The following is a 14,894-nucleotide window of genomic DNA, read 5'->3' on the forward strand; positions in this document are numbered from 1 at the left end:
GACCACTTACGTCAATGGGTAGGACGTACACCGTACGTGCGAATCCGAAAAACCTGTGACCCACGGTGGCGCGCGGGCTGCCGGCGCCGGACCTCGGCCCGCTGTGGCGGGAGGTCCGGCGGGTGCCGGCCTACGACGGCGTCCTCAGGAGGCGAACCCCCGCGGGCGGACCTGGGTCATCTCGGCCGCCGAGGAGGTGCCGAGCCAGTCCAGGATGAGGCGGTTGACCTCGGCAGGGCGCTCCAGGTGGAGGAAGTGCCCGGCGCCCGCCACCTGCTCGGCCCGCGATCCGGCGGGAAGGTGGCTCAGCGCGCTCTTGGCCAGCTCCGCGCTCAGGCAGCCGTCCTGGGCGCCGTGCAGGTAGAGGACCGGGCCGGTGATCCCGCCTTCCAGGGCCGGGTAGCGGCCGGAGGGCGGCGTGGTGCCGAGCATGGCGCGGTAGTAGCCGAGGGCCGCCCTCAGGTTGGCGGGCTCGCCGATGCTGCGCCGTACGAACTCCAGGTCCTCGCGCGGGTCGTGCCCCGGCGACCAGTCGCGCCAGAGGTTCTCGAGGAAGCCGGGGCTCGCGACGGCCGCCTCACCCAGGTACGTCTGGAAGAGGAAGACGTAGAAGGACCGCTTGAGCTGCTCGTACTCGAGGAAGCCGGCGCCGAGGGCGGCGGGCGGCGGCACGGCGAGCGTGACGGCGCGGCGGAAGCGGCCGGCCAGGTGGTACACGGGGAAGGCGCCCCAGTCGTGCCCGATGACGACCGCGTCCTGGTCGCCGCCGAGCTCCTCGTGCAGCGCGCGGACGTCGGCGACCAGCGCGGCGTCCTCGTACGCGTTGTCGGCCGGCACCTCGGTGGGCGCGTAGCCGCGCATGAACGGCGCTACCGCGCGGTAGCCGCGCGCCGCCAGCGCGGGCATCAGGTGCCGCCAGGTGTGTGCGGTGTCGGGGAAGCCGTGCAGGCACAGCGCCAGCGGCCCCTCGCCCACTGTCAGATACGCGAACTCCACACCGTTGGCGTGGATAGTCCTGATCTCCATGACTGCGAAACCTAGCATTCGGCCCGCCCCAGGAGTACCACTACGGAAGGTGCCCCTCTTGCTGAGGAGATCGCATGCGACGGGGATGGGTGCTCGCGCTGGCGTCACTGACCATCGTGCTCGTCGTGGTCGACCTGACCGCCGTCACGATCGCGTTACCCGACATCCGCTCCGACCTGCGGGCGAGCCTGCCCGAAGTGCAGTGGGTGGTGGACGCGTACGCGCTCACCCTGGCCGCAGTGCTGCTGCCCGCGGGGGTGCTGGCCGACCGGTACGGCAGGCGCAGGCTCCTGGTCGTCGGCGTGTCGGTCTTCACGCTGGCGCCGCTGGCCTGCGCGCTCGCCCCCACGGCGCCCCTGCTCGACCTGGCCAGAGGCGTGCTTCAGGCCGGGGAGGAATTGGACTCCTGCGGAGCAGGGCAGGAACAGTTGATGTGCCCCCAGGGCGGATCAGCGTCCGGTAGAGTCGCGTCCGCGGGGTGCGAGAACCAAGCCACTCGCGCGTGCTGATCGAGAACCAAGACAGCACATGCGTTTCCAAGCTTGCCGTACCAAACCGGGCAGGTTCCGTCCCGGCTGGTGTTGATGGAGTAAGACCTGGCTGGTCGCTGACCTGCGGGGCTTCCGGAGCCAGGAATCCCCCTGCTTCAGCTGGGGAGGGTTCAAGTACCTCACCCTGTACGTGCAGGGCCCTCTTCACGCCAGCCCTGTGGAGGCGGGCACCCGCTTCCTGGCCTTCAGCGTGGCGGCCGTCATCGGGCCGGTCGCGATCGGGCGGGTGCTGCACCGGTGGCCGATGGGCGTGCTCATCGCCGCCGGCCCCGCGCTGATCGCGCTCGCGCTGCTGGTCATGAGCGTCCCGGCGGCCGACCCGTGGACACCGATCATGTTCGGGCTGTTCCTGGGCGGGCTCGGCCTGGGCGCGGGGAACGTCGTGGCCAACCAGGTCGGCCTGACCGCGCCGATGGCGCGCGTGGGGATGGCGACCGGCGTCGTGAACACGGTCAAGCAGGTCGGCACGGCCGTCGGCGTCGCCGTGCTGGCGGCCCCGTACCGGGCGGGGGTCACCTCGATGCTGCTGGTGGCGGCCGGACTGGCGCTGGCAGGCGCGCTGCTGCCGCTGGCGCTGGTCCGGCGCGCCGCCGGTCAGAAGGTGTAGTTCATGTGCTTGATGCCGTTGATGAAGTTGGACAGCAGGTAGTCGGGCTCCCCCACCGACCTGATGTGGGGCATCCGGGTGAACAGCTCCCGGAACATCACGGTCATCTCCCTGCGCGCCAGATGCGCCCCCAGGCAGTAGTGCGGCCCCGGGCCACCGAACCCGACGTGCGGGTTGGGGTCGCGGGTGATGTCGAACATGTCCGCGTCCGGGAAGACGGCCTCGTCGCGGTTGGCGGAGTTGTAGAAGAGCAGCACCTTGTCGCCCTTCTTGTACCGCGTGCCGTTCATCTCGTGGTCCTGCTTCACCGTGCGGCGGAACTGGATCACCGGCGTCGAGTACCGGATGATCTCGTCGCAGGCGGTGACGATGTGGCCGTCGAAGTTGTTCAGCAGGATCGCGCGCTGCTCGGGGTTGTCGGTGAAGAGCTTGAGCCCGTGCGCGATGGCGTTGCGGGTGGTCTCGCTGCCCGCCACCACGAGCAGGATGAAGAACGACCCCAGTTGCTGCGGGGTGAGCCGTTCCTCACCGTTGACCAGCAGGCTCACCAGGTCGCCCGTGGGCCGCTTGCGCCGCTCGTCGCCCAGGCGGGCGGCCAGCCGGTTGAGCGAGAATCCGGCACGCAGCAGCTTGACCAGGCCCCTGGCGACGTTGCTGCGGGTGAGCTCGGGGCCGACTCCGGTGTACTCGGAGTCGGCGTTGCCGAGGATGATGTTGGTCTGGCGCAGCACCATGTCATGGAATTTCGCCGGAACGCCCATCATGTCGCAGATGACCCGTACGGGGAGCATGGCGGCCACCTGCGCGACGAAGTCACCCGGCCCCTCCTCGATCGCCTGGTCCACGATCTCGGCGGCGGCCCGCGCCAGGTCCTCCTCCATCTTCTGCAGGATGCGCGGCGTGAACGCCCTGGACACGATCCGGCGCAGCTTGGCGTGCCGCGGGTCGTCCATGTTGATCATCGAGCCGAAGTACACGCTCAGCCAGCGCGGCATGTCCGGGATGCTGTTGGAGCACGGCTCGCTGCTGAACACGGCAGCATTCCTGCTGGCCTCGATCACGTCGGTGTGGCGGACGAGCGCGTAGAAGCCCTTGCCGCCGCCGACGAACGGGATGGACTGTTCCCGCATGAAGACCGGGTGGTCCATCTGCCTCAGCCTGCGAAAGGCCTCCGTGCGCTCGGCCTGCGGCAACCCCCAGAACGGGATCTGCGACAGGTCCAGGTCAGCGGTCAGCGTCATATCTCCCAAGCCTTCTGCAAGTGAGCACTTACGTCAAGGGACTTAAGGCGCCTTCCTTATCAAATCAGCGCCTTTCTCGCCGATCATAATGGCCGGTGCGTGGGTGTGTCCGCGATTCAGCGTAGGCATGATTGAAACATCAATCACCCTCAGCCCCTCGACGCCGCGTACCCGCAGCGAGGGGTCCACCACTGAGGCGTCGTCCGCCCCCATGCGGCAGGTGCCGACCGGGTGGTAGAGCGTCTCGCCGCGCTCGCGTACCCACCGCGCCAGCTCCTCGTCGCTCTCCGGCGCCCAGTACGGCGCCATCGGCGCGCCCGCGTACGGCTTCATCGCCGCGGTGGCGAACACCTGCTTGGCCGTCTTCAGCCCCGCGACCAGGCGCTTGACGTCGGCCTCCGCGGTCAGGTAGGCGGGGTCGATGACGACGTCCCTGCCGTTGAGCCCGACCCTGCCGCGGCTCTCCGGCTGCAGCAGCACGACCCCGACGGTGAGCCCGTGGCCGGTCGGCGGGGCGAGACCGTGGTCGACGAACGGCACGGGCGCGAAGATCAGCTCGACGTCCGGCGCCGGCTCCTCCTCCGAGGTCCTGATGAACGCGACCGCCTCCCCCACGTTCGTGGTGAGCATGCCGGAACGCAGGACGATGTAGCGCAGCAGGTTGCCGATCGACTCGGCCTTGGTCAGCGTCACCGGCTGCTTGCACTCGACGAACACGCCGGACGAGAGGTGGTCCTGCAGGTTCTTGCCGACCTCGGGCAACTCGTGCACGATCGCGACCCCGGCGTCGCGCAGCTCGGCGGGCGCGCCCACGCCGGAGCGCATCAGCAGGTACGGCGAGCCGATCGCGCCCGCGGACAGGACGACCTCCCTCCTGGCCCTGATCTGGGCGCCACCGCTGTGCTCGATGCCGGTCGCGCGCCTGCCGTCGAACACCACCCGGTCCACCGTCGCCCCGGTGATCACGTGGAGGTTCGGCCGCGACGTGGCCGGGCGCAGGTAGGCGTCGGCCGAGCTCCATCTGCGGCCGCGGTACTGCGTGACGGGCGTGGGGCAGTAGCCCTCGTTGGAACGCCCGTTCAGCTCGCCGAGCCGGGTGAAGCCGAGCTCCTCGCAGGCCTGGAGGAACGCGGCGGTGGTGACGTTGGGGCTGCGCAGCTCGGAGACGTAGAGGGGGCCCGAGGTGCCGTAGACACCGCCCTCGTTGCTGCCGACGCGGTGCTCGGCCTTGGTGAAGTACGGCAGGACGTCGTCGTACGACCAGCCGGGGACGTCCCACTGGTCGTAGTCGTGCTGGCAGCCGCGCACCCACATCTGGGCGTTGAGCGAGGACGAGCCGCCGATCACGCGGCCTCTCGGCCAGTAGAGCTCGCGGCCGGACATCTCGCTCTGTTTGGCCGTGGTGTAGTTCCAGTCGTAGCCGGTCTTGAAGAGCTTGGCGAAACCCGCGGGCATGCGGATCTCCAGCTTGTCATCCCGCCCACCCGCCTCGACCAGCGCGACCGACACGCCGGGATCTTCCGAGAGCCGATTGGCCAGCACACATCCCGCGGACCCCGCCCCTACGATCACGTAGTCGTACTCCATGGCTCCTCCAGGTAACTTGGTACTTGCTTACTCCAGGTGAGCGGACGCGTCCATATCCAGTTGTGACCTCGGCTACCTACCAGTCGGTATGCGGTGGTGCTTAGAGTGGCGCTCGAAGCCCGGCTTTGAGGAGGAAGGCGTCATGCTCAACCTGTCGATCGTGCTGGAGGACAGCGCGAGGAACACCCCCGACGGCACGGCCATCGTCTTCGGGGACATGCGGCTCCCGTACTCCATGATCGACACCGTCGCCAACCAGGTCGCGAACCTGCTGGTGTCACGCGGTGTCGGCAAGGGGGACAAGGTGGCGCTGGCGTGCCCCAACCTGCCGTACTTCCCGTTCGTCTACTTCGGCATCCTGAAGGCAGGGGCCACGGTGGTGCCGCTCAACGTGCTGCTGCAGTCGCGGGAGATCGCCTACCACCTCGACGACAGCGACGCCAAGGCGCTGTTCTGCTTCGAGGGCACGCCCGAGCTGCCGCTCGGTGAACGCGGCAAGGCGGGCTTCGAGGCGGCGTCCGGCTGCGAGCACTTCTTCGTCCTGCCCGCCACCCCGCTCGCGACCGAATCCCCGTACGGCGAGTCGATCTGGGCGGCGCTGGGCGGCATGGCGAGCGAGTTCGAGACCGTGCAGACGGCACCCGACGACACCGCGGTGATCCTCTACACCTCGGGCACCACGGGCCAGCCCAAGGGCGCCGAGCTCAGCCACCAGAACATGCTGCTGAACGCCATGGTCAACGACAAGATGTTCCCCCGCACCGAGGGCGGGGACACCTACCTGGCAGTGCTGCCGCTGTTCCACTCCTTCGGCCAGACCGTGGTCATGAACACCGGCTTCCTGCGCGGCTCCACCATCGTGCTGATGCCGCGCTTCGACCCGGGCGACGCGCTCGCGCTCATGGCCAAGGAGGGCGTCACGTTCTTCGCCGGGGTGCCGACGATGTACTGGGGCCTGCTCACCAAGATCCACGCGGACGGCGTGGAGGCGCCGCGCACCCTGCGCGTCGCCGTCGCGGGCGGCGCGTCCTCGCCGGTGGAGGTGCTGAAGGACTTCGAGCGCACCTTCGGCATCGGCATCCTGGAGGGGTACGGCCTGTCCGAGACGTCCCCGGTGGCCAGCTTCAACCAGGTCCACCGCCCCACCAAGCCCGGCACGGTCGGCTTCCCGATCTGGGGCGTGGAGATGAAGCTGATCGACGGCGACTGGAAAACCATCGAGGGCGAGGGTCCCGGCGAGATCGCCATCCGCGGCCACAACATCATGAAGGGCTACTACGGCCGCCCGCAGGCGACGGCCGAGGTGATGAAGGACGGCTGGTTCCGCACGGGCGACATCGCGACGCGTGACGCGGACGGCTACTACTCCATCGTCGACCGGGCCAAGGACATGATCATCCGCGGCGGCTTCAACGTCTATCCGCGTGAGCTCGAAGAGGTCCTGCTGTCCCACAAGGCCGTGTCGCTGGCCGCCGTGGTGGGAGTCCCGCACGAGTCCCACGGCGAGGAGATCAAGGCGTACGTCATCCGCACGCCCGGTTCGACGATCACCGAGGACGAGCTGATCGAGTGGGCCAAGGAGAACATGGCCGCCTACAAGTACCCCCGGATCATCGAGTTCCGCGAGTCGCTGCCGATGACGGCCACGGGCAAGATCCTCAAGCGCGAGCTCCGGTAACCGGTCGCCGCGCCCGTCCGCTCGGAGCGGAGCGGGCACGCATGACGCGGCCCCTCGCGCTCTTCGACCTGGACAACACGCTGATCGACCGGCTGGCCGCGTTCAAGCTGTGGGCCGCCGAGTTCGCCGCCTCGCGGAGGCTGGGCGAGGAGGCGGTGCCGTGGCTGGTGGAGCTGGACGCGGACGGGTCCTTGCCCATGGACACCTTCTTCGGGCTGGTGCGCGAGCGGTTCGGGCTGGCCGAGCCGGTCGAGGTGTTGTGGGCGGCGTACCGGGCGCGGCTGCCGCACCTGGTCTCATGCCCCGCCGAAGTGCTTGACGGGCTCGATCGGTTGCGGGCTGCCGGATGGGCCGTGGGGATCGCGACGAACGGGATGGCCGACAACCAGACGGGCAAGATTCGGCGGACCGGGCTCGCGGCGCGGGTGGACGGGTGGGCGATCTCGGAGGCGGAGGGCGTACGGAAGCCCGACGTGCGGCTGTTCGAGATCGCCGCACATCGGTGCGGCGCGTCGCTGGACTCCGGCGGATGGGTCGTCGGAGACGACCCCGAGAAGGACATCGCGGGCGGACGGAAAGCGGGCCTGCGAACCATCTGGATCGACCGGGGCGTCACGGGCGAAGGGACCGTGGCGGATCATGTCGTGACCGATGTGATGTCCGCCATCGACCTCATCCTCCGCATGGCGCAGGTCTCGACCATCTGACACATGGCCCACCCCCCGGTTAATGCGGGTGAAGCGAGCCGCCGAGGTCGATAGCGTGGCCGCATGCGAGATCGGCCGGATTCGTTCGACGAGGGGTTGCTGCGGCCCGCGCTCGGCGCGTGGGGCATCGAGGCGCGCACGCTGGACTACGCGCCCGTGGGGTTCGGCGACTACCACTGGGTCGCCGACGGGCGGTGGTTCATCACGGTCGCGGACGTACGGCGCCGGAGCTTCGACGGGCTCCGGCTGGCCATGGACACAGCGGCGGCGCTGCGCGACGAGGCGGGGCTGGACTTCGTGGTGGCGCCGCTGCGCGCGACCGACGGCGCGACGCTGCTTCGGCTCGACCGCCACCGATGGGCGATGAGCATCTTCCCCTTCTCGGACGGGACCTCCGGCGAGTTCGGGCAGGAGCAGACGGCCGAGGACCGGGCCGCGATCATCGACCTGCTCGCCGCCCTCCACGCCACCCCGCCACCCCTCCCCACTCCCCTGCGCCCGCTGGAGCTCTCGGACCGATCCGGCCTGGAGCAGGCGCTCCAGGACTCGCGCCTGCCCTGGTTGGGCGGCCCGTACTCGGAGCCCGCCAGGGAGCTGATCGCCGAGCACGCCGGGGTGCTGCGCCGCATGCTTTCGGAGTTCGACGACATGGCGGCGAACGCCGGCGAGCCGGTCGTGACGCACGGCGAGCCGCACCCGGGCAACCTGCTGCGTTCCGGCGACCGGCGGCTGCTGGTCGACTGGGACACGGTCGGGCTGGCCCCGCCCGAGCGCGACCTGTGGCTGGTGGCCAGGGACCCCGACGACCTCGCCCGGTACGCCGACGCCACCGGCCGCACGCCCAACCTCGCGACCCTGGAGCTCTACCGGCTGCGGTGGGCGCTCGACGACGTGGCCGAGTTCGTGGCGTGGTTCCGCTCGCCGCACGGGCACACGCCGGACGCCGAGCAGAGCTGGGCGGGCCTCAAGGGCACCCTCCAAGCGCTGGCCGCCGCCTCTCCCGAGGGCCAGGCCCCGTGACGTCCGACCCGCCGTCGGACCGGAGCCAGTCCTGCACGCATGACATCGAGATCCGCGGCGAGACCGTGATCAAGCGCTACCGTACGTGGGGCCGCCGCGAGCCCCATCGCGAATGGACCGCGCTCAACGTGCTCGCCGAGCACGCCCCCGGCCTCGCACCCGCCCGGCACCCTCGACCGCCAGGCAGAACGCGTTCTCACGCTCCTGGACGGGTGAGCCGCCGCTTGCCTCAATGCATACTGTAGCCATAAAGTTACTCTTGGCGATTACGTCCGGCAGTTCGGCAACTTTGGCAGTTCGGCAAAGGAGAGCACGTGGGCAGGCATGCCAAGCCCCATAACCCCAAGGACGAGCTACCGGAGCCCCAAGAGGACTCCGGCGAGGACGAAGTCCACACCAGCCGCGGCAAACACGCCAAGGACAAACAACCATCACAGTAGCGGCGCATCTCCCCTATCGAGCCGGCGCGCCACCGTACCGGAAGGGCAACGCCACATCCGGCCCCGGGTGCGGCGTTGCATGGACATGCATGATGAGTGTTGTTCTCCAGATTCGTGACGTGCCCGAATCGGTGCGGGACGCGCTGGCCGCGCGGGCACGAGCCCAGGGTAAGAGCCTTCAGTCTTAATGCGATGCGGCGTTCGTTGCTGCAGCCGAGGACGAAGAATGTGTGCTTGTAACCGGTGACAGCCGGTTGGCCACCGCCCCGGGGGTCCGTTGTGCCGTGAACGTCATCTGACACACGGCGGGCCACTTTTCGAAACTGCACCGGCGTGCGACTCGGCTCGCCGCATCCACACGCTTCAAGCCCGAACGCTCTGGCCGCGGAAGCGGGATTTCAACGAGCTTTCGGATGTCCCAGCAGCCCGACCCCTACGCTGAACAAGCGTCGGGCACTCAAGCGAGCGAAGCGAGCGGGGTTTTCGGGGGATCGAAGGGGGGGCGGAGCCCCCCTTGGGAGGCGCTGCCTGGAACTCTCCGCGCGAAGCGCCCTGCGTGGAAGCCCTTGCTTGGGGGCGAGGGGCCTTGGGAGGCGCTGCCTGGACCCCCTTGCTTTTCAGGGGCCCGGGGAGGGGCTGGCGGAGCGCCTCCCCGGGCGAAGACCTCGGTTACGGCCAGTCGATGGCCGGGCGGAGGGAGACGCCGGAGCGGCCGTTCCTGTCGAGCTTCACGCCCAGGACCTGGTGGAGCTGGACCTTGTTGCGCTCGAAGCCGACGATGCAGCCCGCCATGTACAGGGCCCAGACGCGGGCCGTGCCCATGCCCACCTCCTCGACCGCGTCGTCCCAGTTGGCGTCGAGGTTGTCGCACCAGTGGCGCAGCGTCTTGGCGTAATGCTCCCTGAGGTTCTCCTCGTGGCGGATTTCGAAGCCCACGTCCTCCATCTGCCTGATCAGCCAGCCGACCGACTCCAGCTCGCCGTCGGGGAAGACGTACCGGTTGATGAAGCCGCCCTTGTTGAACGTCCTCTCCTTTCCGGTCGGCCGGGTGATGCAGTGGTTGAGGAGCCGCCCGCCCGGTTTGAGCTTGCTGTACAGGAAGGAGAAGTACGAGGGGAGGTTCGCCTTGCCGATGTGCTCCGTCAGGCCGATCGAGCTGACCGCGTCGAAGCTCGTCTCCTTGACGTCCCGGTAGTCCATGAAGCGGACTTCCGCGAGCTCCTGCAGGCCCGCCTCGGCGATCGCCTTCTGGGCCCATTCGGCCTGCTGCCGGCTCAGCGTCACCCCGACGGCCTTGACGCCGTAGTGCTTGGCGGCGTGCATGACCATGCCGCCCCAGCCGCAGCCGACGTCCAGCAGGCGCATGCCCGGCTTGAGGTCGAGCTTGCGGGCGACCAGGTCGAACTTGGCGAACTGGGCGTCCTCCAGCGTCGCCTCCTCCGAGGGGAACACCGCGCACGTGTACGCCATGGACGGCCCGAGGACCCACTCGTAGAAGCGGTTGGAGACGTCGTAGTGGTGGTGGATGGCCTCCGCGTCGCGCTGCTTGGCGTGGCGGGAGCCCAGCCTCGCCAGGGCGCTCTGGCGCATCTCCTGCGGGGGCGGCGGCACGCGCATGAGGAGCGGCTTGACACCCAGGGCGCGGACGGCGGCGATCTTCTCCTGGGTGGTCAGGTCGTTGGTGGTGATGTTCCACATGCGGTCGAGCAACGTGTACAGGTCGCCGTGCACGTCGAGGTGGCCGGAGATGTACGCCCTGGCCAGGCCCAGCTCGCCCGGCGCGTGCGCCAGGTAGGCGACCGCGATCGGGGACTTGACCTCGAGGGCCAGATCGGCCCCGTCCGGCCCGGCTTTGCTGCCGTCATAGGCCTGGAACGCGACGTTCGCTTCCGCGCCGACGATCTTCTCAAAGATGCTTGCGAGAGCCAATCTGCTCACCTTCCCCGTACACATTTTTCGTACAGGTCCAGCAGGCGACCGTTCGGGTCGTATTCCCGCTTGACCGACCAGTAGGCATCGCCGTTATACAGCTGCCAGAACTGCTCGCGAGCGTAGAAAGAGGTCGAATAGAGCGACTTGTGGCCGTCGAGCTCGTGCACTTCACGCTCGATCAGCCGGTTGTAGTAGCCGTCGAACTGCCCTCGCGGCAGCGGCACCATGCCCCAGAATCCGAAGTTGACGTACAGCTTGCCCGGCTCGAGGGGGTAGAGCGGCCAGCGGGAGCCGGCTCGCAGCGGGCACATCCACACCGGAGTCATGCCCACCTGGTCGTGGAAGAACTCCAGGAACTCCGCCCCTCGCTCGACCGGCGTCTCGACGTCCTGGATCACGGACTCCTGCACGGGCTGGTCACGCCACCTGTCGATGCGGGCGGTCAGTCCGTACTTCCGGTCGAGCGCCACCAGGCGGCGGTAGACGTCGGAGCGCATCCAGCGGCGCGGCATGAGCGAGCGGACGACGGGCTGCTGCACCCCGAACGCGCGCGAGCACCAGAACCAGTCGGTGTCCCAGCGCCACAGGTAGTCGCGGATGGTCAGCCAGTCTCGGTTGCGCTGCCTGATCGACTGGTAGTAGATGCGCATCCCGGTGTAGTCGGAGACGTAGGGGGCGCGCTCGGCGAAGCGGCCGAGCGTGATGTACATCTCGCCCGGGCTGAAGAAGACGCCGTCCACGAAGTCGACGCTCTCGCCGTCGTGGACCATGCTTTCGCAGATCTCCTGCATGGCCAGCATGCACTTGGCCGCGTCGGTGAACTTGACGTGCGTGAGGTGCACGTACGGCTGGACCTTACGCAATTTGATCTTGATGCGCAGTGCGTAGCCGAGCGTGCCGTAGGAGTTGGGGAACGACCGGAAGAGCTCGCGGTGCTCGTTGTCGTCGCGCGCCACGATGACGCGACCGTCGCCGGTGAGGATCTCCAGCTCTTCCACCGACTCGTGCGGCAGGCCGTCCCTGAAGCTGCTCGACTCGATGCCGAGCCCCGTCACGGCGCCGCCGAGCGTGATCGTCTTGAGCTGCGGCACCACGTACGGCATGAGCCCGTACGGCAGCGTCGCGTCCACCAGATTCTCGTACGTCGTCATGCCCTGGACCTCGGCCGTCATGGTCTCAGGGTCGACGCTGATGACCTCGTCGAGATCCCTGGCCGAGAGTTTGGCCGTCCTGCCGGAGTCGCGGAACCTGAAGAGGTTGGACGTGGACTTGGCCAGGCGCGGGGCGGCACCGCCCGGAATCTCGGCGTACGACTGCCGGATCTGCTCTACTGCCCGCTGGTGTGTCGACATCGTCGTCGCCACGGAAGCACCCCCTTGAGCTGGTAGAGATCGTCGCGTAAGACGGTATCTCTCACGAGCTACTCGGAACAGACCGGGGTCGTTAAAGACACGAAAACTGTTCATAGTGCCAGGTGAAATGCCTACGTGGTAGGTGATTGAGTAAACTTCCTGGAGATCGTCGGAGATACGCCGTTGAGCACGTTGTCCACCTCGCGGCCCTCGAGGGCGGCGGTGAGGTTGTCCAGGGTGGCCGTGAGCAGGCGGCCGGTGGCCTCCGGCGTGACGCCCGCGACGTGCGGCGACAGCAGGACATTCGGGAGGTCCCGCAGCGGGTCATCCGCGGGCAGGGGCTCCTCGTCGAAGACGTCCAGCGCGGCGCCGCCCAGATGGCCGTCGCGCAGGGCCGCGACCAGCGCCTGCTGGTTGACGACGCCGCCCCGCGCGGCGTTCACGAGCAGCGCGCCCCGCTTCATCTCGCCGGGATCGACCAGGCCCCGGGTCTCGTCCGAGAGCGCGATCACCACGACCACGACGTCACTCGAGGAGATGAGCGCGGGCAGGTCCGCGAAGGCGGGGTCCTCGCGGGGCGTGCGGGTCCAGTACGAGACCTCGCAGCCGAGCGCGCGGAACATCTCCGCACTGGTGGCGCCGATCGGTCCGTAGCCGACGATGCCGACCCGCAGGCCGCGCAGTTCGCGGGGCTGCAGGCCCTGCTGCGGCCACTCGCCCGCGCGTACGGCGGCGTCGGCGGCGGCCAGCTTGCGCGACAGGGAGAGGGTGGCGGCCAGGCACCATTCAGAGACCGCCACCGCGCTGACGCCCGGCGTGTTGGCGAGCGGCACTCCGGCCGCCGCCAGAGCGTCCACGTCGTGGCCGTCCACGCCCACGGACGGCTGCTGCACGAACGCCAGCAGCGGCGCGGCCTTGACCGCCTCGGCGTCCAGCGCCAGGGTGCCCGTCCAGTCGCCGAGCACGATCTCCGCCTCGGGCAGCGCGGCCAGGAGCGCGTCCTTGTCGCGGGCCGCGGGCACGTGCACGGTCACCTGGTCGCCGAGCGGGGCGAGCAGGTGACGCAGGAGCTCCTCGGGGAGCGGGGGCAGGGCGAGCAGGTTCCAGGGGGTCATGCCCCCACAGTAAAGCTGCTGATCACCTGCCGCATAAGCCCCTTGTTACGCATCCACTGGGCCTCGGTGGCCGTCCAGGACAGGATGTACGCGGCGTCGCCGATCGCCACGACCCGCCGTACCTCGTGGTACCTGGTGCCCGGCGTGGCCCAGCGGGCGTCGCCCCCGGTGCCCGCGGTCCAGGAGAACTCCCACTCCGCCGCCTTGGTGCCCTGGTGCACGACCATCCTGCGGCCGCGGTTGACGATGTCCTGGGCGTTCTGCTTGAACGTCTCCTCCGAGTCGCGCAGGACCTGGTTCGGGTCGTTGCTGGAGTAGACGGCCTGGACGCCGAAGTGCGCGCTCTTGTCCCTGCGGGTCCACTCGGTGTACGCCTCGCTGAGCGCACCCTGCCAGCCGGTCGGCCGCATGATCGACCAGCCGTCGCGCGACTTCCACGCCCGTACGAGCGGGACGGCCCTCGTCACGGTCGGCGTCGGGGTGGGCGTCGCGCTCGGCTGCGTGGTCTGCGCAGCCGGCGTGAGGGGACTGGTCGCCGCGGCGGGCTGGGCGGTGGCGCGCGGGGTGCCCTCCGCCGGGGAAGCGAGCTTGAAGTACGCCACCGCGCCGCCCGCGATCACCACCACCGCGGCCGCGGCCGCCGCGAGCACGGCCCGGCCCCGGCCGCCGCCCGGCTTCTTGTCCGGCACGTCCCGGTCGTGGTACGCGGGCCTGGTCGCGAGGATGTCCGCGAGCAGCCGATCGGCCTGTTCGGCGTTGACCCGCTGCTCCGGCTCCTTCTGCAGCAGGCCTTTCAGGATCGGGTGCATGATCGGCGGGATCCTGCGATAGTCGGGCTCCTCGCTGAGCAGCGCGTTGAGCGTCGACATGGGATCGCCCCGCTCGAACGGCGAGCGCCCCACCATGCACGCGTACAGCGTGGCGCCCAGCGACCACAGGTCGGAGGGCGGTCCCGCGTTCTCGGCGCGGACCCGCTCGGGGGCGAGGAAGCTCGGCGAGCCGGTCACCATGCCGGTCTTGGTGAGCGAGGGGTCGCCCTCGACCTGGGCGATGCCGAAGTCCATGAGCACGGCCCGGCCGTCGTCAGCCAGCAGGATGTTGGACGGCTTGACGTCCCGGTGCAGAATGCCCGCCTCGTGGGCGGTCTTCAGCGCGGACAGCACCTGCCGGCCCAGCTCCGCCGCCTCCCGCACCGGAAGCGCGCCCGAGGTGAGCACGACCTCCTCGACCGTGGGATGGCGCAGCAACTCCATCACGATCCACGGACGGCCGCCCTCCTCGACGACGTCGTAGATCGCGACGACGGACGAGTGGCTCAGCTTGGCCGCGGTACGGGCCTCACGGGCGGTCCTCAAGAGCTGGCGCTCCTGCTCCCCCGGCGACAGCCCATCGGGCAACAGCACCTCTTTGATGGCGACCTGCCGGTTGAGCAGGGTGTCCTGCCCTTCCCAGACCACGCCCATGCCACCGCGGCCCAGCTCACGCACTAACTGGTAGCGGCCTGCGATGAGCCGGTTGCTATCCGAAACCATGTCCTACCCCTGTAGACCACCCGAACATAGTGGGCAAGTTTCCCATACCTCCCACGCCTTCGCCGGAAGGTCGGGAAGGCGGCTTGCGACAGATCACCGAAGGTTG

General features: G+C 69.1%; 12 protein-coding genes. 5 read left to right on the forward strand and 7 right to left on the reverse strand.

Annotated elements, in window-relative coordinates:
• Positions 1-144: 144 nt before the first annotated feature.
• A complete protein-coding gene (locus tag ACIBVN_RS25955; protein WP_397140509.1) occupies positions 145-1,026 on the reverse strand; it encodes an alpha/beta fold hydrolase in 882 nt (293 codons plus the stop codon).
• Between the two features lie 74 nt (positions 1,027-1,100).
• Between ACIBVN_RS25955 and ACIBVN_RS25960 the strand changes: the two genes are divergently transcribed.
• Positions 1,101-1,535: an MFS transporter gene (locus tag ACIBVN_RS25960; RefSeq protein ID WP_397140511.1), complete on the forward strand. Its 435-nt coding sequence runs from the start codon at positions 1,101-1,103 to the stop codon at positions 1,533-1,535.
• 172 nt (positions 1,536-1,707) lie between these two features.
• The gene (locus ACIBVN_RS25965; protein ID WP_397140513.1) at positions 1,708-2,184 is read left to right on the forward strand and encodes an MFS transporter; all 477 of its coding nucleotides are present in this window, start codon (positions 1,708-1,710) and stop codon (positions 2,182-2,184) included.
• Here the strand turns inward: ACIBVN_RS25965 and ACIBVN_RS25970 are convergent.
• Both ACIBVN_RS25970 and ACIBVN_RS25975 read right to left on the reverse strand, forming a co-directional pair.
• A complete protein-coding gene (locus ACIBVN_RS25970) occupies positions 2,172-3,425 on the reverse strand; it encodes a cytochrome P450 (protein WP_397140515.1) in 1,254 nt (417 codons plus the stop codon). The genes ACIBVN_RS25965 and ACIBVN_RS25970 overlap by 13 nt on opposite strands.
• A gap of 42 nt (positions 3,426-3,467) precedes the next feature.
• The gene (locus ACIBVN_RS25975) at positions 3,468-5,012 is read right to left on the reverse strand and encodes a GMC family oxidoreductase (protein WP_397140517.1); all 1,545 of its coding nucleotides are present in this window, start codon (positions 5,010-5,012) and stop codon (positions 3,468-3,470) included.
• A gap of 142 nt (positions 5,013-5,154) precedes the next feature.
• Between ACIBVN_RS25975 and ACIBVN_RS25980 the strand changes: the two genes are divergently transcribed.
• The 3 genes from ACIBVN_RS25980 to ACIBVN_RS25990 all read left to right on the forward strand — a co-directional run bounded on the left by ACIBVN_RS25980 (position 5,155) and on the right by ACIBVN_RS25990 (position 8,417).
• Positions 5,155-6,690, forward strand: coding sequence for a long-chain fatty acid--CoA ligase (locus tag ACIBVN_RS25980; protein WP_397140519.1), 1,536 nt, complete (start codon positions 5,155-5,157; stop codon positions 6,688-6,690).
• Positions 6,691-6,731: 41 nt separating this feature from the next.
• Positions 6,732-7,397: an HAD family hydrolase gene (locus tag ACIBVN_RS25985; protein WP_397140521.1), complete on the forward strand. Its 666-nt coding sequence runs from the start codon at positions 6,732-6,734 to the stop codon at positions 7,395-7,397.
• A gap of 63 nt (positions 7,398-7,460) precedes the next feature.
• Positions 7,461-8,417: a phosphotransferase gene (locus ACIBVN_RS25990; RefSeq protein WP_397140523.1), complete on the forward strand. Its 957-nt coding sequence runs from the start codon at positions 7,461-7,463 to the stop codon at positions 8,415-8,417.
• A 1,109-nt stretch (positions 8,418-9,526) separates the two neighbouring features.
• Here ACIBVN_RS25990 and ACIBVN_RS25995 read toward each other — a convergent pair.
• The 4 genes from ACIBVN_RS25995 to ACIBVN_RS26010 form a co-directional block, all read right to left on the reverse strand.
• Entirely contained in the window at positions 9,527-10,786 is a 1,260-nt protein-coding gene (locus ACIBVN_RS25995; RefSeq protein WP_397140525.1) for a class I SAM-dependent methyltransferase, read from the reverse strand.
• A 5-nt stretch (positions 10,787-10,791) separates the two neighbouring features.
• Complete coding sequence (locus tag ACIBVN_RS26000) at positions 10,792-12,141, reverse strand: FAD-binding oxidoreductase (RefSeq protein ID WP_397140640.1); 1,350 nt, start codon at positions 12,139-12,141, stop codon at positions 10,792-10,794.
• 131 nt (positions 12,142-12,272) lie between these two features.
• Positions 12,273-13,256, reverse strand: coding sequence for an NAD(P)-dependent oxidoreductase (locus ACIBVN_RS26005; protein ID WP_397140527.1), 984 nt, complete (start codon positions 13,254-13,256; stop codon positions 12,273-12,275).
• Complete coding sequence (locus ACIBVN_RS26010; protein ID WP_397140529.1) at positions 13,253-14,788, reverse strand: serine/threonine-protein kinase; 1,536 nt, start codon at positions 14,786-14,788, stop codon at positions 13,253-13,255. The genes ACIBVN_RS26005 and ACIBVN_RS26010 overlap by 4 nt, the downstream gene beginning before the upstream one ends.
• Positions 14,789-14,894: the final 106 nt, after the last annotated feature.

Origin of the sequence: Nonomuraea sp. NPDC049400 (assembly GCF_044466425.1) — a bacterium.
GTDB lineage: Bacteria > Actinomycetota > Actinomycetes > Streptosporangiales > Streptosporangiaceae > Nonomuraea.

What these genes read in the sequence shown, in the direction of transcription:
- ACIBVN_RS25955 (WP_397140509.1), bottom strand. Translation starts at nt 1,026, where the DNA reads ATGGAGATCAGGACTATCCACGCCAACGGTGTGGAGTTCGCGTATCTG.
- ACIBVN_RS25960 (WP_397140511.1), top strand. Translation starts at nt 1,101, where the DNA reads ATGCGACGGGGATGGGTGCTCGCGCTGGCGTCACTGACCATCGTGCTC.
- ACIBVN_RS25970 (WP_397140515.1), bottom strand. Translation starts at nt 3,425, where the DNA reads ATGACGCTGACCGCTGACCTGGACCTGTCGCAGATCCCGTTCTGGGGG.
- ACIBVN_RS25975 (WP_397140517.1), bottom strand. Translation starts at nt 5,012, where the DNA reads ATGGAGTACGACTACGTGATCGTAGGGGCGGGGTCCGCGGGATGTGTG.
- ACIBVN_RS25980 (WP_397140519.1), top strand. Translation starts at nt 5,155, where the DNA reads ATGCTCAACCTGTCGATCGTGCTGGAGGACAGCGCGAGGAACACCCCC.
- ACIBVN_RS25985 (WP_397140521.1), top strand. Translation starts at nt 6,732, where the DNA reads ATGACGCGGCCCCTCGCGCTCTTCGACCTGGACAACACGCTGATCGAC.
- ACIBVN_RS25990 (WP_397140523.1), top strand. Translation starts at nt 7,461, where the DNA reads ATGCGAGATCGGCCGGATTCGTTCGACGAGGGGTTGCTGCGGCCCGCG.
- ACIBVN_RS26000 (WP_397140640.1), bottom strand. Translation starts at nt 12,141, where the DNA reads ATGTCGACACACCAGCGGGCAGTAGAGCAGATCCGGCAGTCGTACGCC.
- ACIBVN_RS26005 (WP_397140527.1), bottom strand. Translation starts at nt 13,256, where the DNA reads ATGACCCCCTGGAACCTGCTCGCCCTGCCCCCGCTCCCCGAGGAGCTC.
- ACIBVN_RS26010 (WP_397140529.1), bottom strand. Translation starts at nt 14,788, where the DNA reads ATGGTTTCGGATAGCAACCGGCTCATCGCAGGCCGCTACCAGTTAGTG.